This is a genomic window from Flavobacterium psychrotolerans, assembly GCF_003097635.1.
Classification (GTDB): domain Bacteria; phylum Bacteroidota; class Bacteroidia; order Flavobacteriales; family Flavobacteriaceae; genus Flavobacterium; species Flavobacterium psychrotolerans.
In genome coordinates this window covers 1-24,288 of sequence record NZ_QCZI01000004.1, presented here as the reverse complement: position 1 = coordinate 24,288, position 24,288 = coordinate 1, and the positions used below count along the sequence as shown (strand labels likewise).

Here is a 24,288-nt window from a genome sequence, read left to right as displayed (position 1 = left end):
GTGGATTTGGAAATTTATTGATGTCTTTTTTGTGGCTAAAGCCAACGACAATTCAAAAAAATGGGTATTATGAATGGGAAATCGGATGTCATTTACACCTGCAATCTAAAATCGTTAATCTAAAATCAAAAATCCTATTTCTTTTTCTTCTTATCATAATTCAAGGTCTCTTTCCGAATTTTCATAGGTATATTTTCCTTTGCCAATTCGTCTTTGCTTGCTTTTATGATTTTGTCGTTGAGTTCATTTTCTTCTGGCGGAAAAATATCGTCTTTGGTTTTCATCCGCTCGTCGCCACGCCAAATAAAGCCACGAAGTTTTCTGGCATTTTCAGGCAAGTCTTTTTCGGGATAAATATCGCCATCCACGTTAGTGAAAAAAGTCATGGTGTCAATCGTGTTGCCGTCTAAGGTCAAATTAATTTTACTGCTCACATTTTTATTGATGCCTATGAGTTCGTGAGCGTCATTTCGCATGTAATAAATAACTTCGGTGTTCTGGACAATGTCGGCTTCATAGAGCTTATTATCCCTAAATTTCCCGAAAAGATTGAGCCCTTTTACCTGGTTATATCCTGTTCCTAAAGTGTCTTTCGAGACCAGAAACGCATTGTTAAGCACTTTGAGTGAATCGAGTTTTTGCGTGTTGTCGTTGCCTATCAAATGCATCACATCGCCAGTCATTTGGTTGTCAAAATTCCAAAGGATGGGTTTGCCTATGAGTTGCGTCAGATTCGTTTTTTGGCTGGAATGAATGGAATCGCATTTGCCGCTCATATCGGTTTTAAAAATGCGGGCATTATCAAAAGCCCTAACAATTCGGTTATCAGGCTTGCCAGTTACCAAGAGCCTTTTTCCGTGAATGTAAACGGAATCTTTGTCGACTAAATTGATGGCAACGGCTCTTTTGGTCACGAACATGGAATCTTTTTGTTTGTACATTTCGGCATAATGGCCTTTGATGATTCCTTTGTTTATCGAGTCTGTAATCTTGACATTATTGGTTGCCGATGCAAATTCGATATTCCTATTGTAATACAAACTGTCGCCTTCTATCAAACGATCCTTGTATTTGATGTACGATTTTCGAAGAAAATGCCCCACATTTTTCTTACTGTCATAAAATCCTTTTTCGGTATAAATAAAATTCTGATCGCTGGTAATTGTTGATGGACCAAAAAGATAGGAATGTCCGGAATTATTATAATAATCCAAATGATTCGATTTTACTACATATTTTGGGTTGGTGATTGTTACGGCAGTAAGGAATTGGAACTTTTTTTCATTGGCATAATAACGTCCCGATTTGCTTTTTAGGGTATTGTCCTTATTGGTTATTGTCCCGTTAGAATTGTAAAAAGCTTGTTGTATTTTTCGATCAAAATTTAAAGTGTCTGTTGATAAAGTCATTTCCGGAGAACGCATCACCACATTTCCGGTGGCATAAGCTTGCTTGATATTTCCGTTGTATTCGGCATATTTACTATTCATGAAAAGAGTGTCGCCTTGAACGATTTGGACGTTTCCAAAGGCCTTAATGTAGTTTTCTTTTTGAAAATAATAGGCTTTATTGCAGGTTAAAATGGCTCCGTCGTGGTTGATGCGCACGTTTCCGGTGAGCAAAAGAGCATCGGGAATTTCAGTTTGGTTGACATCGGCAAAATCAGAAAATTCTATATTGATTTTCTTTGGGGCTTGTGCCAAAAGCGTATGGATTCCTGCCAAAAAGAAACTTAAAAACAGTAAAAAATGTATTTTATTCAAGGGATATAATTTTTGCCAAATTTATGAAAAAGGGAACTAGGAAAAAGGTTATTAAGAATTATTTATTAGTTGCTTGAAAGTGCAGTACAAATTTTTATATTTGTATGCTTTTCCTAACAAAATAAAGAAATATTGAAAGGAGCAAAACGGACATTCAATTAGAATAAATAAGTGAAGTTTTGCGAATTCCATATTACTAATAAAAAATATTAAATACGTATGAAAAAACTAATTCTGTTCGCATTGATAGGTTTAACGCTATCTGCGAATGCCCAAAACAAAAAAAGTAAGTCTATGGTTAAGAATAAAAAAGAAGAGGTTACCGAGAAAAAAGCAGTTGTTTATCAAGTTTTTACCCGATTATTTGGAAATAAAAACACTACTAATAAGCCTTGGGGAACCATAGAAGAAAATGGGGTAGGGAAGTTCAACGATTTTACGGATAAAGCTTTAACAGAAATTAAAAAATTAGGGGTTACCCATATTTGGTATTGTGGAGTTCCTCATCATGCCTTGGTTCACGATTATACGGCTATCGGAATTTCAAATGACGATCCTGAAGTAGTAAAAGGTCGTGCAGGTTCACCGTATGCCGTGAAAGATTACTATAATGTTAATCCCGATTTGGCGGTAAATCCTGCTAAAAGATTGGAAGAATTTGAATCTTTGATTGCCCGCACCCACAAAAGCGGATTGAAAGTTATCATTGATATCGTTCCGAATCACATTGCCAGAAAATACGAAGGAAAAACGAATCCGAAAGGTGTTCGTGATTTTGGTGCAGATGATAATACTTCGATAGAATATGCCAGAGACAATAACTTTTATTACATTCCAGGTCAACATTTTCAAGTTCCAACATCGGACAATTACAAACCTTTGAATGGCGAAAAAAATCCTTTAATTGACGGGAAATTTGATGAAAATCCAGCAAAATGGACTGGGAATGGTTCTCGTTTGGCTAAACCAGATATCAATGATTGGTATGAAACTGTAAAAATAAATTATGGGATTCGTCCGGACGGATCCAAAGATTTTCCGGAACTGCCAGCAGGATACGATAAAAAATCATACAAGGAACATTTTGCTTTTTGGAAAGACAAATCGGTGCCAAGTTCCTGGATAAAATTCCGTGACATTGCCTTGTACTGGACGGCAAAAGGGGTGGATGGTTTCCGTTATGACATGGCCGAAATGGTGCCTTACGAATTTTGGAGTTATATGAATTCGGCAATCAAAACGAAAAATCCAAACGCCTTTTTAATTGCGGAAGTTTATAATCCCCATGAATCCAGAAATTACATCAACTTAGGAAAAATGGATTATTTGTACGATAAGGTAGCATTTTACGATAAAATGAAAGAAATCGTTCAAGGAAAAAGTAATACCGATGGAATTTCTGATATTCAAAACAGTATGGCCGATATCGAGCATCACATGCTGCATTTCTTGGATAATCACGATGAGCAACGTTTGGCAAGCCCTGAATTTGCGGGATCTCCTGAAAAAGGAAAGCCTTTAATGGTGGTTTCTACTACCATTAGTACTTCGCCAACGATGGTTTATTTTGGTCAGGAAGTGGGAGAGGCTGGAAACGAAAACGGCGGTTTCGGTACGCATTCCAGAACTTCTATTTTTGATTATGTGGGTGTTCCCAATCACCAACGCTGGATGAATGGCGGGAAATTTGATGGTGGACAATTGTCGCAACCCGAAAAAGACCTACGTGATTTTTACAAAAGATTGTTGAATTTTACCATAAACAGTTCTGCCTTGATGGGGAAATACCAAGAAATTCACAGTTTGAACCGTTATGCTACCGAAGGATATTTTCCGGAAGTGTATTCCTATGTGCGTTGGTCTAATACTCAAAAACTAGTTGTGATTGTTAACTTTTCATCGGAACACACCAGTCATTTTGAATTAAAAGTTCCTGCGGATATCATTAAGGCTTGGAAATTAAAAGACGGAATCTACCCGGTTAAAGACCAATTGTATGGAAAAAGTACATCACAACTTCATGTGGTAAATGGGGAAGGGAAAGTGCATATTAGTATTGCTCCTTTACAATCGTTTATTTATCAGTTATAGAGGAAAAGACGTATATTGAGAATCAATAAATAGAACCGACAACATGAAAAGCACTTTGTGTTTTTTGTATTGTCGGTTTTTAAAAACGGGAACAATTAGTATTTCAAATGTTTTCTGTTTTACAAATTTCTAATCTTTTTTAAACGGAAAACATAATGATACAGATATGTTTAAACGGAATAGCAATTCAATAACGGAATGCAATAAATTATAATTTTTATGAATACAGATTATTTACCATGGATAGGATATGCCGCTTCGGTGATTATAGCATTATCAATGACAATGAGTTCCATCATCAAGTTTAGATGGATTAATATTACAGGAGCTATACTTTTTTCTACATATGGTTTCCTGATTCATGCTTTTCCTGTTGGGATTCTCAATGGAATTATTGTTTTGGTAGATATTTATTATTTAGTGAATATTTATTCTAAAAAGGAAACCTTCGAAATACTCGAAATTAATGCAGAAAGTGAATATTTAAAACGATTTTTAAGTTTTCACAACGATAGAATTCAAAAAATTCTCCCTGGTTTTGCCTATAATCCGGATATGAATACCGTTAGTTTTTTTATATTGAGAAATATGTCGGTTGCGGGATTGTTTTTAGCGCACCGAGAGGACGGAACAGTTCTTCATGTTGGTTTAGATTTTGTTCTTCCGGAATATAAGGACTTTAAGAATGGCAAATACGTTTATTTTAAGCTGAGACAAAAATTTATAGATGCAGGATATACCAGTGTCATAGCAGAAGGCAATAATTTGAATTATTTCAAATACCTTAAAAAACTTGGGTTTAAGGAAGTTAAAAAGGGAGTATATACTAAGGAATTGTAAATAAATCATTAAGGTATAGACTTTCCTGATTTTTCAAACTGTTGTCCCGTTCTTTAATTCCTTTTATGAGTTTAATTCTGAAAGAGATTCTTGTTTGGTATATCATGACACAATTTTAAAGCAACATAAGTGAATTGCGGATCAACGTCAAATTTGACGTTTTTTGGCAAGTTATTTTATTGCTTGGTTTGTAAGGACAAAGGGTGCTTTTGGAATAAATAAAAACTCAACTAAGTTGAGTGTATAGAAATATTAGAAGAATAATTGATTTAATGAGTATACAAAAGGACTATAGTGATAATTGTCATACTGACCGAATTTTTGGTCTTGATATATTTAGGGCAATTGCCATAATTTTAGTTGTTAAAGAGCATGGGAGTTTTTTATTAAAAAATACCGTCTTAGATAGCCTTCCGAGTATCAAAATGATTGACGGTGTTGACTTGTTTTTTGTATTAAGCGGGTATTTAATTGGAAGTATATTACTAAAAGAAATTAATTCAGGAGAAAAATTTGGAATTCGAGAATTGATCAGATTTTGGAGAAGAAGGTGGTTAAGGACATTACCAAATTATTATTTAATTCTATTTGCAAATTATTTGATAATTTATTTTGGAATAATTCAGGAAGATATTCAACAGTTCAATTGGAAGTTTTTTTTCTTTCTCCAAAATTTTTCATCACCTTTTCATGGTTTTTTTTGGGAGTCTTGGAGTTTGACAATTGAAGAGTGGTTTTACATTTCTGTTCCAATATTTTTAATTCTGTTTTTAAAATTTTTAACGCCCAAAAAATCATTTATTTTAGTGACGGTATTAATGATTGTCTTTCCTTTTTTGTATCGAATTGGGATAATGAATTATTCCATTAATGATTTTTATTTGTATGATATTACATTTAGAAAAATTGTTATGACAAGATTGGATAGTATAGCCTACGGATTATTAGCTTCTTGGGTTTATTATTATTTCAATAATTATTGGGTGAAGTTTAAAACCAGCAGTTTTATAATAGGTATTGGTTTAATTGTTTTCGTGTTAAATTATGAAGCAGAATACAATACTCTATATAAACAAGTGATTTATTTTGCTCTAGGACCTATTTCAGCTATGTTTTTATTGCCTTTTGCCGAAAGTATAAAGATGCATAAAGGGGTGTTTGTTGGGATAATAACTCATGTTAGTAAAATATCATATTCAATGTATCTTTTAAATTTAGCCTTAATAGCAGAAGTAGTTCGGGATAACTTTGCACCAACGAATGAAATTGATGGCATTGTCAAATACCTATTATTTTGGTTTTTTGTACTAGTAGGTTCATCCGTACTTTATAAATATTATGAGAAACCAATATTGAACTTTAGAGATAGGTAAATTATATTGTTTCTCAAAATCTCTTGACTTTGAGAAACAATGAAGATATAAAATATCGCAGGGTAGTAACGAAGCGTTAAATGTTTCCTTTTTTTTTACTTCCTTTCCACAATCAATTTTTCTTTAGCCACGGCTTCCCCGCTAATTGCCGTAATCACATAGATGCCATTTGGCAAGAAGGAAACATCAACACTGCAATCGGTGCAATTTAATGCCTGTTCTGTTATTTTCCTACCGGTCATATCAGTAATGACTGCTTTCTGGATGGTTTGGGAGGCATGTAATGTGATGCTGCTTTTGGCAGGGTTAGGGTAGAGGTTGAAGCCTTCAAGTGTTTCCCCAGTAACGCCAAGCGTTGAGGTTAGGGCATAGTCCAAATTAATATCATTGAAAGTGATGCTGTAAGTTCCTGCCGAGGGTATTGTAAAAGAGATGTTGGCACTTCCTCCCGTGGTTACTTGTGCCGTTCCAACAAGCCCAACGTTGTTGCCCCAATCAATTCCGGTAAAATTATTGGTGTTGGCAAATTTCAATTCATAGGTTCCCGCTGCCAATGCCACGTTTTGTAGCTCCCAAACGCCATTAACAAGCGTCATTGGGGCAAGGCCCCAATTGCTGAAAGTACCAGCGGCATACATTTCCGTTTGGTGATTCACGGTATAAACAATGGAATACTGTAAGGTAATGTCATTAAAATGAATGGAATAGGTTCCTGAAGTAGTTGCTGTAAACGAAATGTTTGCCGCACCACCAGTGCTTACCGCTGCCGTTCCCGTTAGCCCAATACCAATTCCCCAATCGATACCAGTCCAATTGCCCGTGTTGGCAAATTTAAGCTGATGCGCTCCAGCGGTTATAGCAACGTTTTCTATTACCCATTCGTCATTTACAAAAGTCATGGGTTTTAAAGACCAACCATCAAATGTTCCTGCCGTGTACATGACTGTTTGATGTCCGCCCGAAACTTGAAATGACTGTATCGCAGGAATGGCAGCACAATAGGTTGCATCTCCCGCTTGTTTGGCCTGGACATAAACGGTTCCGTTTAAACCCGTGAGGTGAATTTGATTGTTTACGATGGTTGCTGGTCCCGAAGCGACTTCAAAAGCAATCGGCAAACCAGATGAGGCTGTAGTCGATGGCGAAAAATCAGTCCCACCATACACTTGGTTGGCCACGACATTGAACGTAATACTTTGAGCGGTGCAATTGGTTGCTCCGGCGGCCAGCTTATAAATGGCGCAACCGTGTGGGGGAACGGTTACACTTATGCTACTCATGCCACCCATTTCGGTGTGTTGCCAAAGGTCATGAACGTTTACATTTCCCGTAATGCCGAGGCTTGAAAAATTCATGGAACGCGTTACTGAAGTTGTTTCCCTGTTAAAGAATCCAATAACCCAGTCGCCATTGCTTAATTGACCTTTCCAAGTCTGGCTCAAATCATTCAGAGGATCGTTGCTAAGGGGATGTGCCACAAATTTATCGGTATTTAAAGCCAGCATTTCATCATTTTGGTACAACCAAAGGTCATTTCCTATACTTGAATATTGATCTGCAATGGCAACGGGACCTCCGGCAAGTAAGTTTAGCGAAACGATACTGCGTTTCTCGTCATCATTGGCAAAAGTGTTTAGTCGGATAAAATCGCCATCTAATTGGACTAAGTTTTTTCCTGACATTTGAGACCAATAGACAAATCCGTCAAAGGCTGTGGCATACTGTGACCACGTTGTATAATGAATTCCTCTGTCCTCATCACTAAATTTGTACCAAGAACCCGAACCAGCGTCTCCGTTAATTCGAAAGAGATGTCCATATATTTTTTCCTCTTCGGCATTGTTGTTCAAACTGGGCATGACCAAACTCAAATAAACGCCATTGGCATCACAGGCTTCTCGCATCCATTTTAGCGCAGTCACGTATTCTGAATGAGGTCTTGATGGACCAACGGTTCCCATGTTGCGGTCATATCCTGTTTCAAACCATGAAAGGAAATCAACCCGTAAATATTTCACACCCATGTCGGCATAATATTGAACACATCCTTTTACATAGGCTTCAGCGCCGGGTCTGTCCACATGCACCCATTTGAACCATAAGGCATTTTCATTAGAATCCATAAGACTTGATACGGGTATGTTTGTTCCCGTAATCAGAGTCGAGGTGTCGTTTTTATCTACATTTATCCAAAGCGGATTGTGATAAATTCCTAAGGTCATTCCTCTGGATTGCAACTCGGCCGACCACCAGGCAAAATCATGAACCCAATTTACGGAATGGCTTTTTCTATATCCGTTTACATTTAGTTGGGACGTATCGCCCCATCCATCGGTACAAATCATGTTAAAACCGTGTGATTTCAAATGGCTATCTACCCAATTGATGTTAGCCAATAATTCATTTTCTGGAATATAATTATTAGGAATCCCATTTTGTTCCCTAATAATGTGGTATTCATAAGGGTTCCAATAGAGCGGCGCTTTGTAAGGATTAATTTGTTGCGCATAGGAAATGGCACTAAATAATATCAGAATCATTAATGTTTTAGAGGTAAAACGCATATTATTTGGACTTTTAGTATTGAATTATTGTTCTGGTGCAGAATTCAAAAGTAGTTAATTATTACTTATAATCTAAATTAGATTATAAGCTGGTGTAGCCAGATTAGACACTGTGGGAAATCAATGATAAGGAATTTATACAAACTATTAAATACTTAAAGGTGCTTGAGTTAAGAATTATCAATCGTCTCGCCGTGGCGGGATTTTAAAAATTTATTTCTTAAAACTCTGCTTCAATACCACAAAACCGATACTTCCAGCAATTAGGGAAGCCACTAAAATTGCAATTTTAGAATTGTTAATTACTTCATGATTCTCAAAAGCCAATAACGTAATGAAAATGGACATGGTGAACCCAATGCCACCTAAAAATCCCGCACCGATGATGTTTTTCCATTTCAGATCATTGGGTAAAGTACAAAGTCCCAAACCCACACCAATAAAGGAAAAAAGCCAAATTCCTAAGGGTTTTCCAAAAACCAAACCCAGAATAATTCCTAGGCTATTCACATGAGTTAAACCATTTCCTAAGTGAGCTCCAATAGGAATGCACGTATTTGCCAATGCGAATAAGGGCAGAATGAAAAAAGCTACTGGAATGTGCAAAATGTTCTGTAAAATATAAGAGGTCGATTTTTTGTTCCCATTGCCAAAAGGAATTGCAAAGGCTACTAAAACACCTGTAATTGTAGCGTGAATACCGGAATTCAGCATAAAATACCACATGGCAACTCCACCAACTAAATAGGGAATTAAATTGCGTACTTTCATTCGGTTCAAAAGTAGTAAAATCACCCAAATTCCCAGTGCAATCAGTACATTGGTGAACGCAATGGTCTTGGTGTAAAAAATAGCAATCACGACGATAGCCCCTAAATCGTCGATTACCGCTAAGGCTGTTAAAAAAACTTTTAAGGAAGTGGGCACGCGACTCCCCAAAAGTGATAATATGCCTATGGCAAAAGCAATATCGGTTGCCATTGGTATTCCGGCTCCCGATTGGGTGGCAGTTCCAAAATTAAGCCAAAGAAAAATTCCTGCAGGAATCAACATTCCCCCAAATGCGGCAATGACGGGCAATGCTGCATTTTTAATACTGGAAAGTTCCCCAAGATAGACTTCGCGTTCTAATTCTAAACCAATGAGCAAAAAGAAAATCGCCATCAAACCATCATTGATCCAATCGACCAAACTATGTGAACCAACAGGTTGATGCCAAAACTCAATATATTCCTTTTGCCATACCGAATTGGCAAGCAATAGTGAAATGATGGTAATGAAAACTAAAAGGATTCCGCCTGCTTTTTCGCTCTCGAAAAATTTGGTAAATAGTTTGGTACTTTTCATTTTTAATATGCCCTTGGTTAAAAAAAACGCTTTGATTTCTCAAAGCGTTTTTCGTTTATTTTGTAATAGTTTGCTTCCGATCTGGTCCGACAGAAATAATTTTTATTGGAACTTCAACTTCTGTTTCTATGAATTCAATGTATTGTTTTAGCTCAATTGGCAATTCGTCGTAAGTAGTCATACCGGTTAAATCGGCTTTCCAACCCTTGAATTCTTTGTATATTGGCGTTACATTTTCCGGCTCGATGTTGTAAGGCAAATGGTCAATAATTTCTCCTTTATAATTGTATGAAGTACATATTTTTAAGGTTTCAAACCCAGATAAAACATCACCTTTCATCATCATCAATTGCGTTACTCCATTGATTTGAACAGCATATTTCAAGGCTACTAAATCCAGCCAACCGCAACGTCTTTTTCTTCCTGTAACAGAGCCAAATTCGTTTCCAACACTTGCCATAGTATCACCTGCATCTTCAAAATCTTCAGTAGGAAATGGTCCGCTTCCCACACGTGTAGTGTAGGCCTTGAAAATTCCATAAACTTCTTTGATTTTATTTGGGGCAATTCCTAAACCGGTACAAGCACCAGCCGCAGTGGTGTTTGAGGAAGTCACAAACGGATATGTTCCGAAATCAACATCCAATAAAGATCCTTGAGCTCCTTCGCATAAAATAGATTTTCCTGATTTTTGTGCCTGATGTAAATATTCTTCACTGTCAATAAAAGTTAGTTTTTTCAATTCTTCAACGGCTTCGAAAAACTCTTTTTCTAATTCCGGCAGGTCGTACTGAATATCTACGTTATAAAAAGCAATCATGGCTTCGTGCTTGTCGGCCAATGCTCGGTAACGTGCTGCAAAATCCTCTAATTCAATATCACCAATGCGTATTCCGTTTCTTCCGGTTTTGTCCATATACGTTGGACCAATTCCTTTAAGGGTAGAACCAATTTTGGCTTTACCTTTAGAAGCTTCAGAAGCCGCATCAAGCAGGCGATGCGTTGGCAAAATTAAATGTGCTTTTCTGGAAATAATCAGCTTGTTTTTGATGTCCAGATTGAATTTGGCAAGACCATCAATTTCACTTTTGAAAACTACAGGGTCAATGACCACTCCGTTTCCAATAATGTTGATTGATTTTTTGTGGAAAATCCCGGATGGAATCGTTCTTAAAACGTGTTTGATTCCGTCAAATTCTAAAGTGTGACCAGCATTTGGGCCACCTTGAAAACGAGCGATAATATCATAATTTGAGGTTAAAACGTCAACAATTTTCCCTTTGCCTTCGTCTCCCCATTGCAATCCTAGTAATAAATCTACGGTCATTCTGTGTGTTGTTTGTAGTTAATTTGTTTCTATTGAAGGGACAACTTCTGAGTCGTCCGAATGATTATTTTTTTTCTGTTTCTTGCTTCCGTAAAAGTAGAGGGAGTGATTATGAATATCGATATCAAAAATTTCTTCGATAGTTTTTTTTATCATTTGGATTCGGGGATCGCAAAATTCGATTACTTCGCCAGTATCGGTCATGATAATGTGATCGTGTTGTTTGTCGAAGTATGATTTTTCGTAATGGGCTTGATTTTGCCCGAACTGATGTTTACGAACTAAAGCGCAATCTAACAGCAATTCAATGGTATTGTAGAGGGTTGCCCTGCTTACGCGATAGTTTTTGTTCTTCATTTTGATGTAGAGATTTTCAATATCAAAATGTTCTTCGTTGTCATAAATTTCCTGAAGAATAGCATAGCGTTCAGGAGTTTTTCTATGTCCTTTATTTTCAAGATACAATGTAAAAACATTTTTTACAATTTCTTGGTTTTTGCTGTTATCAACAGATATTAGTGTCATGTGGCAAAGATAATTTTTTATTTTATAAGTTTAAACGTTTAAAGTTTAAAGTTCGAAACTTCTAATTTTTATATACTCTTGTTACTTTATCAACACCATCAATTTTTTTTATGTTTTCTATCATTTTATTCAATATAGAATTGTTTTGCACTACCACGACAACCTTACCTTTAAAAATACCAGCTTCACCGCTCAAGAAAATACTTTGAATATTTACGTTCATATTATTCGAAATCACCTTGGTTAACTTGTTTGTAAGACCAATAGTGTCCATACCTGTAATGTTCAATATGGCTTTAAATTCCTGTTGTGTAGAATCAATCCATTTGGCTAAAATAATGCGATATGCATAGTTGGATTGCATGCTTATGGCATTGGGACAATCTTTTTTATGCACTTTTATGCCTTCATTAATAGTAATAAATCCAAATACGTCATCACCGGGAATTGGATTGCAGCAGGAAGACAGTTTGTAATCTAATTTGTCTTGTTCTGCTCCAAAAACCAACATGTCATAATTTTTGTTGATGACCTGTCTATGAATGTCTGCATCAGCCGTACTTGTTGGAGAACGCTTAATTTTGCTTTTGAAGAAATTCATCAACGAATTGCTTTTTTGAGCTGCATATTCCTTGAGTTGCTGATTTTCAATAGAACCAATTCCTGTTCGGTAAAATAAATCCAAGCTTGTTTTTAAACTAAAAAAGTTAACCAATTCATTAATTACCTGCTCGTTAACCGTAATTTTAAGATGCCTCAATTTTCGGGTTAATATTTCTTTTCCTTCTTCGGCTATTTTCTTAGTATTCTCATTGAGAACATTTCTGATTTTATTTTTCGCTCTGGAAGTAGTCACATAATCCAACCAATGGACGGTTGGTTTTTGATTTTGAGAGGTGATAATTTCAATTTGATCTCCACTTTTTAGTTCCGTGTTGAGTGGTACTAATTTTCCGTTTACACGAGTTCCTCGGGTTTTAATTCCTATTTCGGAATGGATACTAAAGGCAAAATCGAGTGATGTCGCACCTTTTGGTAAGGATTTTATTTCGCCTTTTGGAGTAAATACAAAGATCTCTTTTGAGTAAAGATTCATTTTGAAATCTTCTACAAAATCAACCGCATTGGTTTCAGAACTCTCTAAAGCTTCTTTCAATAAATTGAGCCACACATCTAAGCCACTTTCTTCAGTGCCTCCATTTTTATATTTGTAATGTGCCGCATACCCTTTTTCTGCAATTTCATCCATGCGTTCACTTCGAACTTGGACTTCTACCCATCTTCCTTTAGGTCCCATTACGGTGATATGCAAAGCTTCATAGCCTGTAGATTTTGGTGATGAAATCCAATCTCGCAAGCGGCTAGGACTTGGTCTGTAATGATCGGTTACGATAGAATATATTTTCCAAGCCAGAAATTTTTCTTCGTGAGGGGTAGATTTATATACGATGCGAAGAGCAAATTTATCATATACCTCATCAAAGCTCACGTTTTGTGCCTTCATTTTTCTGTAGATAGAATAGATTGATTTTGGTCTTCCCTTTAGAATATAATCAATTTCTTCTTCATCAAGTGATTTTTTGAGGACATCAGAAATGTCTTTTATATAGGCATCTTGTTCTTCTTTAGTTTCTTTAATTTTACTTACAATATCGTTATAAACCTTTGGTTCGGTATATTTTAAACCTAAATCTTCCAGTTTTGTTTTGATGTTGTATAAACCCAAACGGTGGGCGAGAGGGGCATATATATATAAGGTTTCGGAAGCAATTTTGGTTTGTTTGTCTTCCTGCATCGATTCCATGGTTTGCATGTTGTGCAAACGATCGGCCAGTTTTATAAGGATTACACGAACATCATCATTGAGGGTAAGAATCATTTTGCGAAAATTCTCGGCTTGCATTGATACATTTAGATCCTTTTGGACTAATGATATTTTTGTTAAACCTTCAACCAGTTGCGCAACCTTAGGGTTAAATAAGCGTTCAATATCCTGAATTGTTACAGGAGTGTCTTCTACAACGTCATGCAACAAAGCTGCAGCAATTGAATTGGCTCCTAGGCCAATTTCTGAAGCAACAATTTTAGCTACAGCAATAGGATGGAAAATATAAGCTTCACCTGATTTGCGGCGCTGGTCTTTGTGGGCATCAACGGATACATCAAATGCTTTACGAATGAGTTTCTTATCTTCATCTGTTAAAGTCTGATAACTAATGCGAAGCAATTCCTTGTATTCCTTTGCAATTGCTTTATTTTCCTTTTCTATATCAATCTCAACCATAGTTTTTGTAATTCTAATTTTTAAAAATAGAAATAAGATTTGAAATATGCAAGAAGAAGTTTTTATTCGAATTTCTAAGAAGTGAATCCTCGCTGTCTTTTTGCTTCAAAAATTAATATTGCTGCAGCTACCGAAACGTTCATACTGTCTATTTCGCCTTGCATCGGAATTATAATGTTTTGTGTGGCTTCCTTTCGCCATTCTTCTGTCAAGCCAGTAGCTTCAGTTCCCACTACTAATGCAGTTGGAGTGGTATAATCTTGGGTATAATAGCCTATGGAGTTTTGTAAGGTTGCACAATAGAAATTAATTTTTTGTTCTTTTAGGAAAGTAATAATTTCTGAAGTGGTTCCAGTGGCAATTTGGTTGGTAAACAATCCGCCAACGCTTGAACGTACTATGTTTGGATTGTACAAATCGCTTTTTGGATTTGCAATAATTACCGCGTCAAGATTGGCAGCATCGGCTGTGCGCAGTAAAGCGCCAATATTTCCTGGTTTTTCAGGTGATTCGGCAATAAGTATTAGCGGGTTTTTAGATAATTTCAAATCTGATAATTGCATGGATTTGGATTTGGCAATGGCCAAAATGCCCTCCGTAGTGTCGCGATAGGCGAGTTTTTGATAAACGTCTTTTGAAATTTCAATTAAGTCAACTTGTGGATTCGTTAATTTGGTTATTTGGACTTCCGGAATCAATTCCGGTGAAAATAAAATGGTTTCAATTTTATAACCGCCTTTGATGGCTAAAGCAATTTCGCGTTGCCCTTCAATTAAAAAGGTTCCCGATTGCTTCCTGGCCTTTGCTTTTTCTTGCAAGAGCACTAATGATTTTATAAACGGATTTTGGACGGAAGTAATTTGTTTCATTTTAGGGGTGCAAAAGTGGCAAAGCGTCAAAGTTACAAAGGTTTTCTGGAAACCAATTTCAAAAGATTATAAATTATTATGGCTGTAAGGAGTTTTTGGCTGTCATTTTATCTCGTTAAAAACAAATAACCCGCAAGAGGTTGCTGATAATTGGGATCATTCAAATCTAGGATATAGAAATAAGTGCCTTCAGGAATTTCATAATGGTTCAATAAAAGCCCCTGGTTTGCATAGCCATCCCAATCCGGTTGGTCATTATTTCCTGTCCAGATTAAGGCTCCCCAACGATTGTAAATGGATAATTTAAATTTCAAGTAAACATCTCTCAATCCATCAATTAGGAAAGTATCATTTGTTTTGTCATTATTGGCAGATACAAAATTGTGAACGGTTGGCGGACAGTTTTTTGTTGATAATAAAAAAGAAGTCGTGCTAAAACAATTCCCATTATCTACCTTGACAAAAATTGTTGTTGGTGACGATGAAATTGCATAATCAGAAATGCCTGAAATAGCATGAGTTTCATTTTCTAAATCCGTCAATGTAGGATAAAATGTGACTATATCAGTTGTATTGGTCTTGATTGAATCTTCGTAGTTTGAAAAATTGAAAATGCCTTTGCCAAGTCCGATATTGCAGGAATCGAGGTTTTCTAAAGTTTTTAAAACATCAGAAATAAATAATGTCACATCTTCTGAAAAAATATTGTTGCTTTCGTTTAGTTCCGTTACTTTCCCTTGTCCGGCTCCTCCGTCATCCACAACAAATTTTAATATGAAATTGTTAGGAATAGAATCGGGGATGGTAAGTGTAATTGCAGCGCTTTCGCTTCCATCAATAGGAATTATTGCCTTTGTTTCGGTATTTTGAAGTAAAACATCATTGATATAAATTGCTATTGGGGTTAAGGCAGGGAGGGAATTTGTGCAATTCAAATTTGAAACCGTATAATTTACAGTTATTTTTTTAGAATTACAGGCTTTATCAATTGTTGTAATCGCTAGGGTTGCATCTGGCAATTGACTGTTTAACTTGGTAACGATAGCATTTATCATTACAAAATCCTGACCCGAAGTGAGTTGGATTTGTGCGGTTGTATCTCCAATATTGATGTTGTTTTGAATGCTATACACATCCAAATCCATATTGTATAAATTTGATGTGCCAGTAAAGCTGTTTGTGCCGTTAAAGGCATTGTTTGTGGGGTTTAATGGAGGGTTTCCGATTAGGTTTCCATTAATTCGAAGCGACTCATCCTTACTTATATTCTTGTCACCTTCCCAAGCTACAAAACCAATTTTGGCATCCTGATTGTCAATTACATTTAAACTATTTAGTGTTATGTCTATTTCATTTGGGACGGATTGCATGCCATCATAAATGTTAAGTTGATTTAAGGGTAAAGTGTTATTTTTATATACAATTACAAGTGCCCATCCACCAAAGTTTCCTCCAAAAAAGCAATAATTAGAAATGACGTTAGTCAAATCCAGTTCAGAAAAATTATAAGTGCCATTTCCGGTTGATTTAATTGCAGAAGTTACATCGGCAAAAGCACTAAAAAAAGGGTATCCTGTAGCGTTTTGAATGCTAAATTTGCGTTGAGCACTAATATTCAATCCATTAAGTTTCACATCAAAATCGCCAGTTCCGGAGCCCGCCCAATACAAATAGGCGCTCTCTATCACATCCATTGGATTTAGATTTAATGTAGCCGAGGAACTGGTTAGGATTGTACATGGAGGACTTGGAAGTCCAGGTATACTGTTGTTTTCTATTGTATTTAAAGTATTTCCTATAAAAATGAAATCATATCGCCCGTTGTATTGTTTGTATAGAGAAATATCCTGTCCATAAAATGAATAGGAAACCATATAAATTACAATAAAAAAGCAATCAGGTAGTTTTAATTTCACAACAGAAAGTCTTATATTGCCTAAAATTACTAATTTTATTTAAAAATGGATGAGTAATTTTAGAATTAAAAAGTATTTTGATAAGAATTATTTAAATAATCTACTAAAGTATTGAGAATGTTAGTTTGATTTAGGGATGAAGGGAGTGAATTCATAGTTTTTGTGGATGTATTTTTTATTAAAATCAATTAGCGGATTTTTTTCTAATATTATAGAATATAGATATTTCGGAGTATAAATTTAAATGAATGAGAATTGAATTTTATTAAAACTATAGCTAGAACGCCTTTATTTAAAATTACTTCATTAAATAGTATCAGTATTTTATTAAAAATAGGGATTGGATTAATTACTTCAAAAATTTTAGCCATTTTTATAGGACCAAGCGGTATGGCTTTATCGGGAAATTTAAGAAATTTCCTAACCTCTACAGAAAGTATTGCTACTCTTGGATTTCAAAATGGTATCGTAAAATATATTGTAAAAAATAAAGATAAAGAGGAAGAACTTAAGAAAATTATTTCCACGGTTTTTTTAAGTCTTATAACGGTAACATTACTCTCAAGCATTGTATTATTTTTTTTCTCCTCTTATTGGAATGATTATATTTTTGGCAATACTTTAGAATATGCCAGTATTTTTAAAATTCTTGCACTCGTTTTGCCCTGGTATGTAGTGACTGTTTTTTTATTGGCAATAATCAACGGATTGGGGAAATTTAAGAATGTAATTTACATTAATATTATAGGAAATAGTATAGGCTTGATTTTTTCTGTTTTTATGATTTGGCAGTTTAGAACTTTCGGAGCATTACTTTCCATTATTATTCCGCCTTCGTTATTATTTTTTGTGGCATTTTATTTCATCAATAAAGAGATTCATTTTATAAACAGTATTTCAACTCGTTTTTTTGATTTTCAGGTATTAAAAAATTTGTCATCTTATTCTTTGATGGCATTAGTATCTTCCGTTTTTGGACCATTAGTTTTTCTGGCCATCAGAAATAATATCATCGAAAAATTAGGTATAGAGTCCGCTGGATATTGGGAAGCCATTAGCAGAATATCGACCTACTATTTTATGTTTATTTCTTCGATTCTTACGGTTTATTTTTTTCCGAAATTGGCTTTTGCCACAACAAAAAAAGCGACTAAAAATGTATTTTTGAGTTATTATAAAGGAATTTTACCCCTTTTTATAGTTGGTATGGTAATCCTTTATTTTTTACGTTTTTTTATTGTGAAGTTACTTTTTACAAATGTTTTCCTTCCAGTTACGGGGTTGTTTTTTTGGCAACTTTTAGGGGACACATTTAAAGCGGCCTCACTTGTTTTGGGGTATCAATTTTTCGCAAAGAAGCTTACTATCGCTTTTATAATATCTGAAACAATTTCATTGGTGATTATGTTTTTTTTGAGTAACTATTTAATTGGGATTTATCAAATAGAAGGAGTTGTTATGGCTCATGCAATCAATTATTTTATCTATTTGATTGGATTGCTGTTTTATTTTAGGAAGAGTTTGCTTTAGTGAAATGCGGATCATCACATCTTAGTTAGAGCATTCTTTATTTAAAAAATGAATCCATAACAAAAAAAGCATCTCAACAAGAGATGCTTTAAATTTCTAGGGTTGTAGCTAATTTTACAGTGCCGTAATAATAAATTCACTGCGTCTGTTGGCTTGATGTTCTTCTTCGGTACACTTAACGTTATCGGCACATTTATTCACTAATTGTGTTTCTCCATAACCTTTTCCGGTTAATCTGTTGGCGTTAATACCATTTTTAATCAACCATGCCATCGTAGATTTTGCTCTTCTGTCAGACAGTCTTTCGTTGTATTTGAATGTTTGGCGGCTATCTGTATGGGAGCGAATATCGATTTTCATGGTTGGATTTTGGGTCATTACGTCTAATATTTTCTCTAATTCTAGAGCGGCATCTAGTCTGATATTCCATTTGTCTAAATCAAAATAGATAATTTTAATCCCAAATGTTTTGGCTAAATCATCACTAACAGTAACGGGTTTTACTTTTTTCTCTAATTGAATAGGAAAATCGGTTTTACCAGTATTTTTAGAAATAGTGATTTTTTGTTCTTTAGTTTCATACAATTCTTTTTCGGCTCTAATAAAATAGGATTTTCCGCATTCTACGTCAAAAGTATAAAACCCTTTATCATCCGATTGAACTTCCATGATTTTATTGAATTTATCATCAAATAACGTCACTTTGGTATCAGCCAGAATTTCACTGGTTTCTAAATCGGTTACAATTCCAGATAATACTTGTTCGCAGATTAATTTTTTGGTTTCCAGAAATTTATAAATATCATCGTATCCTTTTCCTCCAGTTCTATTTGAAGATAGAAATCCGGTTCTAGTTTTAGTGTCAATTAAATAGGCGAAATCATCTTGAGGAGAGTTTGCTGGTGCGCCAATATTTATGGGTTCGTTAAATGTTCCATCAGCATTTATTCTTGACATGAAAATATCCAAACCTCCAAGACCTGGATGCCCATCTGTAGCAAAGTACAATTCGTTTTCATCAGTGATTATTGGAAAAGATTCTTTTCCTTCAGTATTTATTTTTGACCCTAAATTCTCTGGAATCCCAAAACTTCCATCTTCATTAATTGCTACTTTCCATAAGTCTGATTGCCCATGGGTTCCAGGCATATCAGAAGCAAAATACATTGTTTTTTCATCAGAACTTAGGGTAGGGTGGGCAACACTATAACTATCACTATTAAAGGGCAATTCTGTAGCTTTTACCCATTGGCTGTCAATTACAGTGGCTTTGTAAATTTTAAGTAATGTAATTCGATTAGCATCTTTTCCTGTTTTGCCATTATTGAAATTATTTCTGGTAAAATACATAGTTTTCCCATCTTTAGTGAAAACCGGAGTGGCTTCGTGAAATATTGAGTTCACCTTTTTAGCAAATTTTACTGGGGAAGCGAGACTTTTTCCTGAAGTGGTATCGACAGAAATTATATTAGCAGAATACATAGTGGTAAAATACTGGTTGTTCCATTTGTGTTTTCTTTTTGCAAAATTCCCAGTGTCTCTTGAAGAAGTAAAAACTAACGTATTGCCAGAAAATGCACTTCCGTAATCAGAATATTCAGAGTTGATACCAGCATCTTCAATGTTGTATCTTCCAGAATTAGCCTTAATGATATCTAGGTAATTTTGTTTGTCATTAAAGATTTTGCCTCTTGTATCCTCACTTGATTTTTTATTGAAAAGTATCATCATTTCATCTGCTTTGGCATATTGGCCAATCGATTTTAAAGATTGGGAATATCGATAGTAGTATTCGGGAGCTACTTCTTCGTTCATCGCAAATAATTCTCCATACCATTTTGCCGATTTTTCTAAATTGGCATTAAAATAATAAGCGTTTCCTAATTTTTGGAACAAATCTGCCGATTTGTATCCTTTATCAGCTACTCGCTCATAGGTTTTTGTAGCATCAACATAGGCATACTTTTCGTATTCTTTATTTCCTTTTTTAACAATTTTTTTTTGAGCATAACTAGCAGTAGCTAAAATACTTAAAAATGTTATATAAATGATTGTTTTATTTTTCATGATGTTGCAGTTTTAGAAGAATCGTGGGGAAATGATTTTGTTAAAATTGTTGAATAGTTCATAACGCAGAAATATCTCGTGTGAACCAGAATTATAATGTCTCAATTTTGTGGTTTCCATATCATATCCATAACCAATGAATAGACCATCATTTACTTGAAAACCAGCCATCGCACTTATGGCAGAATCCCAGCGGTAGGCTGCGCCGAGGACAAATTTTTCATTGAACATAAAGTTTGCCGAAAGATCTACTTGAAGTGGAGCTCCTTGAACCAATTTTGTTATTACTGAGGGTTTGAATTTTATGTCACTACTTAAATCAAAAACATACCCTGCAATTAAATAATAACTAATTTTTTCTTTAAAGATAGCCACATCATTATTGTTGTAACGTTTTGATTCGATAAAATTAGGTACAGAAATTCCGATGTAACTTTTATCGGAATGTAAGTAAACACCAGCTCCAATATTTGGCGAAAATTTATTTAAATTTTGAAATTGAGGATCACCTTGTTCAGCTGGATTTAATTTGGATACATCTAAATTAAAAAAGTTACCCGTAGCTTTCACTCCAAATGATAATTTATAGGCTTCAGAGGTTTGGATAGTATAAGATACATCTGCAGATATTACGTTTTCAACTGTAGGTCCAATTCTATCATTTACAAAAGAAATACCTATTCCTAAATTGCTATCATTTATGGGAGTGTTTAATGATAAGGCATTAGTAACTGGAGCCCCGTCTAATCCCACCCATTGAGTACGGTGTAGTCCAAATATGCTCATAACTCCTCTCGATCCAGCATAAGCAGGGTTGACATTGATTGTGTTGTACATGTATTGTGTATATTGTGCATCTTGTTGTGCATGACATACTACTGCTGTAAACATCAAAACGAAAATTAATATTTTTGATTTCATTAGATTTCAGTTTTAAACTGAAGGCAATAAACCTTCAAGTGTTAGATTTGAGTTCGGTTATCTTGTTAGGTATAAATATCCTTCTTTATGTTCTTCAACGCCTTTATTAGCATCAAAATATTTAATAATATAGAAGTAGGTTCCAGCTGGCAATTCAGACGACTTGTCAATAGTTACTCTTCCTTCAGAAAAACCTCTGAAGACCTTAGTACTATTATCATATTGTTCGGTTTCGAATACTAAAATTCCCCAACGGTTGTAAATTGTTACTGTGTTTGTTGGGAAACACGCTATTTGATCAATGTTTTCAATTATAAATAATTCATTGATATTATCATTGTTTGGAGAGAAAGCATTATGAACCAAAAATGAACAGGCGGGTTCAACAACACAATCATTATCAACAGTCATGACAACGGCAACAGTTTTAGAACAATTTCCAACTTCAACAACATATTTTAATGTGTAATCTCCCACTTCAATTCCGTTGGGAATATACTGATTATTTTTTATTGAATTTTGATTTATTTCATCAGACCAAGTTCCGCCTGTAGGAGTACCTTGAGGCAATAATTCGGTAAGATTTATTTTTAAGTCAACATCACTATTACATTTTACATAACCAGGAGTACCTTGAGTTGTATCATTTGATGAAGAAACTATTACCTTTTGTATTGCCGTGGATGTATTTCCATTTCCATCATTAAAAGTCCAAATGATACTATGTGTTCCTTCAAGATTGTATGTCAACGGATCATTTGTTGTTGCTGTTATAGTTCCAGAGCAATTATCTGTAGTTGTTGGAGTAGGTGCCGTAGCCGAACATAGACCAGTAACATCAGCTAATTCGGGAATAATCGGAGCGATGGTATCGTCTATTATTACTGTCTGATTTGCAGAAAAATTATTGCCATTACCGTCATTAAAAGTCCAATGAATGATAAATGTACCTTGGGAAGTATAGGTTAATGGGTCAGAAGTTGTTCCTATAACATTACCAACACAACCATCTATTGCAATTGGAGCTATAATTGTAGCGGAACATTGTTCTGTTATAGTCGATAATATTGGGGCAATCGGAGCGGTTTTATCTTCAACATTAATAGTTTGTGTTGTAGTTGATATATTTCCACAAGTGTCGATTGCCGTCCAAGTTCTTACTACTGAAAAGGTACTTGAATTAGCTCCAAGAGTTTTCACATCTGCGAAGGTTAATGTGAAACCACCACCACAATTATCAATAGCAGAAGCTTGTGTGAATTCGGGTTTTGCAGGACAAGAAATCGTTATCGGTGCTGGTAATTCTGCAAATACGGGAGCCATAGTATCAATTACATTAATAGTCTGAACAGTAGATGAAGTATTACCGCAAGCATCACTAAAGATCCAAGTTCTAGTTATAATGAACGAATTTGGACAATTTCCCGGAGTGATGGCATCTTCACCTTGAACAGTGATTTGATCTTCACAGTTATCAGTTGCTGTAAGAGAATTTGCCGGAGGTACCTCAGAAGGACAAGTTACCGTAAGGTTAGCTGGAGCAACTGGAGCAACTGGAGCAACATTATCAATTACGTTAATAATTTGAGTAGTTGAAGATGAGTTATTGCAAGCATCAGTGAAAGTCCAAGTTCTGGTTATGATGAACGAGTTAGGACAATTTCCTGGCGCAATAGCATCCAATCCTTGAGCTGTGATAGTACCATTACAGTTGTCAGTTGCGGTGAGAGAACCTGCAGGAGGAACTTCGCCGGCACAAGCCACTGTTAGATTGATAGGAGCATCAGGAGCTAATGGGGCAGTACTATCTTTTACATTAAAAGTGGCCGATGTATTTGATGTATTTCCACAAGCATCTTTTGCAGTAAATTGTACGGTTACTGCGGCAGAACAATCATTAGAAAGAATATCAAAGTTATTAGACCAAGTTACATTAGAACAGGTATCAGTTGCAGTCGCGCCACCATTAGAAGCTAACCAATCAGTCATGGCAGTTTCATTCCCCAAGCCATCACACTCAACAGTAATATTTGAAGCTTGGGCTGTAATTACGGGAGCCGTTATGTCTTGAACGTTTATAGTTTGCGAAGCAGTAGACGAATTGTTACACCCATCTTTAGCCGTCCAAGTTCTGGTAACAGAATAAGAACCAGCGCAAGCTCCATCGGTTTTTACGTCTTCAAAAGTCAATTCAAAAGCCGAATTACACTCATCCGTTGCAGATGCCTGAGCAAACACGGGCATTGCAGGACAATTGATTGTTGAAACATCAGGCAAAGCAGCAATTACGGGAGCCGTTATATCTTGAACGTTTATAGTTTGCGAAGCAGTAGACGAATTGTTGCAAGAGTCTTTAGCGATCCAAGTTCTGGTTACAGAATAAGAACCAGCGCAAGCTCCATCGGTTTTTACGTCTTCGAAAGTCAATTCAAAAGCCGAATTACACTCATCCGTTGCAGATGCCTGAGCAAACACGGGCATTGCAGGACAATTGATTGTTGAAACATCAGGCAAAGCAGCAATTACGGGAGCCGTTATATCTTGAACGTTTATAGTTTGCGAAGCAGTAGACGAATTGTTGCAAGAGTCTTTAGCGATCCAAGTTCTGGTTACAGAATAAGAACCAGCGCAAGCCCCATCGGTTTTTACGTCTTCGAAAGTCAATTCAAAAGCCGAATTACACTCATCTGTTGCTGATGCCTGAGCAAACAGAGGTATTGCAGGACAATTGATTGTTGAAACATCAGGTAAAGCAGCAATTATGGGAGCCGTTATATCTTGAACGTTTATAGTTTGCGAAGCAGTAGACGAATTGTTGCAAGAGTCTTTAGCGATCCAAGTTCTGGTTACAGAATAAGAACCAGCGCAAGC

General features: G+C 35.6%; 15 protein-coding genes. 4 read left to right on the top strand and 11 right to left on the bottom strand.

Annotation, left to right across the window (positions count from 1 at the left end):
* Positions 1 to 134: 134 nt before the first annotated feature.
* On the bottom strand, positions 135 to 1,754 hold the full coding sequence (locus DB895_RS04160) for an OstA-like protein (RefSeq protein ID WP_243694629.1): 1,620 nt from the start codon (positions 1,752 to 1,754) through the stop codon (positions 135 to 137).
* 228 nt (positions 1,755 to 1,982) lie between these two features.
* Between DB895_RS04160 and DB895_RS04155 the strand changes: the two genes are divergently transcribed.
* The 3 genes from DB895_RS04155 to DB895_RS04145 all read left to right on the top strand — a co-directional run bounded on the left by DB895_RS04155 (position 1,983) and on the right by DB895_RS04145 (position 6,067).
* On the top strand, positions 1,983 to 3,854 hold the full coding sequence (locus tag DB895_RS04155) for an alpha-amylase family glycosyl hydrolase (RefSeq protein WP_116724107.1): 1,872 nt from the start codon (positions 1,983 to 1,985) through the stop codon (positions 3,852 to 3,854).
* Between the two features lie 219 nt (positions 3,855 to 4,073).
* Complete coding sequence (locus DB895_RS04150; protein ID WP_116724106.1) at positions 4,074 to 4,694, top strand: hypothetical protein; 621 nt, start codon at positions 4,074 to 4,076, stop codon at positions 4,692 to 4,694.
* A gap of 239 nt (positions 4,695 to 4,933) precedes the next feature.
* Entirely contained in the window at positions 4,934 to 6,067 is a 1,134-nt protein-coding gene (locus DB895_RS04145) for an acyltransferase family protein (protein WP_133242639.1), read from the top strand.
* A gap of 95 nt (positions 6,068 to 6,162) precedes the next feature.
* Here DB895_RS04145 and DB895_RS04140 read toward each other — a convergent pair whose 3' ends face one another.
* From DB895_RS04140 to DB895_RS04110, 7 genes are all read right to left on the bottom strand, one after another.
* Positions 6,163 to 8,607, bottom strand: a complete 2,445-nt coding sequence (locus DB895_RS04140) for a T9SS type A sorting domain-containing protein (RefSeq protein ID WP_166426927.1) — start codon at positions 8,605 to 8,607, stop codon at positions 6,163 to 6,165.
* A gap of 237 nt (positions 8,608 to 8,844) precedes the next feature.
* Positions 8,845 to 9,978 carry a Na+/H+ antiporter NhaA gene (gene nhaA / locus DB895_RS04135; RefSeq protein WP_116724103.1) on the bottom strand — a complete coding sequence of 378 codons (1,134 nt, stop codon included), beginning with the start codon at positions 9,976 to 9,978 and terminating at the stop codon, positions 8,845 to 8,847.
* A 55-nt stretch (positions 9,979 to 10,033) separates the two neighbouring features.
* The gene (locus DB895_RS04130; RefSeq protein WP_116724102.1) at positions 10,034 to 11,305 is read right to left on the bottom strand and encodes an adenylosuccinate synthase; all 1,272 of its coding nucleotides are present in this window, start codon (positions 11,303 to 11,305) and stop codon (positions 10,034 to 10,036) included.
* A gap of 18 nt (positions 11,306 to 11,323) precedes the next feature.
* On the bottom strand, positions 11,324 to 11,830 hold the full coding sequence (locus DB895_RS04125; protein ID WP_116724101.1) for a Fur family transcriptional regulator: 507 nt from the start codon (positions 11,828 to 11,830) through the stop codon (positions 11,324 to 11,326).
* A 61-nt stretch (positions 11,831 to 11,891) separates the two neighbouring features.
* Positions 11,892 to 14,114, bottom strand: a complete 2,223-nt coding sequence (locus DB895_RS04120; protein WP_116724100.1) for a RelA/SpoT family protein — start codon at positions 14,112 to 14,114, stop codon at positions 11,892 to 11,894.
* Between the two features lie 74 nt (positions 14,115 to 14,188).
* Positions 14,189 to 14,983 carry a TrmH family RNA methyltransferase gene (locus DB895_RS04115; RefSeq protein ID WP_116724099.1) on the bottom strand — a complete coding sequence of 265 codons (795 nt, stop codon included), beginning with the start codon at positions 14,981 to 14,983 and terminating at the stop codon, positions 14,189 to 14,191.
* Between the two features lie 107 nt (positions 14,984 to 15,090).
* On the bottom strand, positions 15,091 to 16,899 hold the full coding sequence (locus DB895_RS04110) for a T9SS type B sorting domain-containing protein (protein WP_116724098.1): 1,809 nt from the start codon (positions 16,897 to 16,899) through the stop codon (positions 15,091 to 15,093).
* A 255-nt stretch (positions 16,900 to 17,154) separates the two neighbouring features.
* On the opposite strand from DB895_RS04110, the gene DB895_RS04105 reads away from it, so the two are divergent.
* Entirely contained in the window at positions 17,155 to 18,429 is a 1,275-nt protein-coding gene (locus DB895_RS04105) for an O-antigen translocase (protein ID WP_116724097.1), read from the top strand.
* A gap of 114 nt (positions 18,430 to 18,543) precedes the next feature.
* Here DB895_RS04105 and DB895_RS04100 read toward each other — a convergent pair whose 3' ends face one another.
* The 3 genes from DB895_RS04100 to DB895_RS04090 all read right to left on the bottom strand — a co-directional run.
* Positions 18,544 to 20,496, bottom strand: a complete 1,953-nt coding sequence (locus DB895_RS04100; RefSeq protein ID WP_116724096.1) for an OmpA family protein — start codon at positions 20,494 to 20,496, stop codon at positions 18,544 to 18,546.
* A 12-nt stretch (positions 20,497 to 20,508) separates the two neighbouring features.
* Positions 20,509 to 21,417 carry a PorP/SprF family type IX secretion system membrane protein gene (locus DB895_RS04095; protein WP_116724095.1) on the bottom strand — a complete coding sequence of 303 codons (909 nt, stop codon included), beginning with the start codon at positions 21,415 to 21,417 and terminating at the stop codon, positions 20,509 to 20,511.
* A gap of 57 nt (positions 21,418 to 21,474) precedes the next feature.
* A partial coding sequence (locus DB895_RS04090) for a gliding motility-associated C-terminal domain-containing protein (RefSeq protein WP_133242638.1) occupies positions 21,475 to 24,288 on the bottom strand: 2,814 nt, incomplete at its 5' end.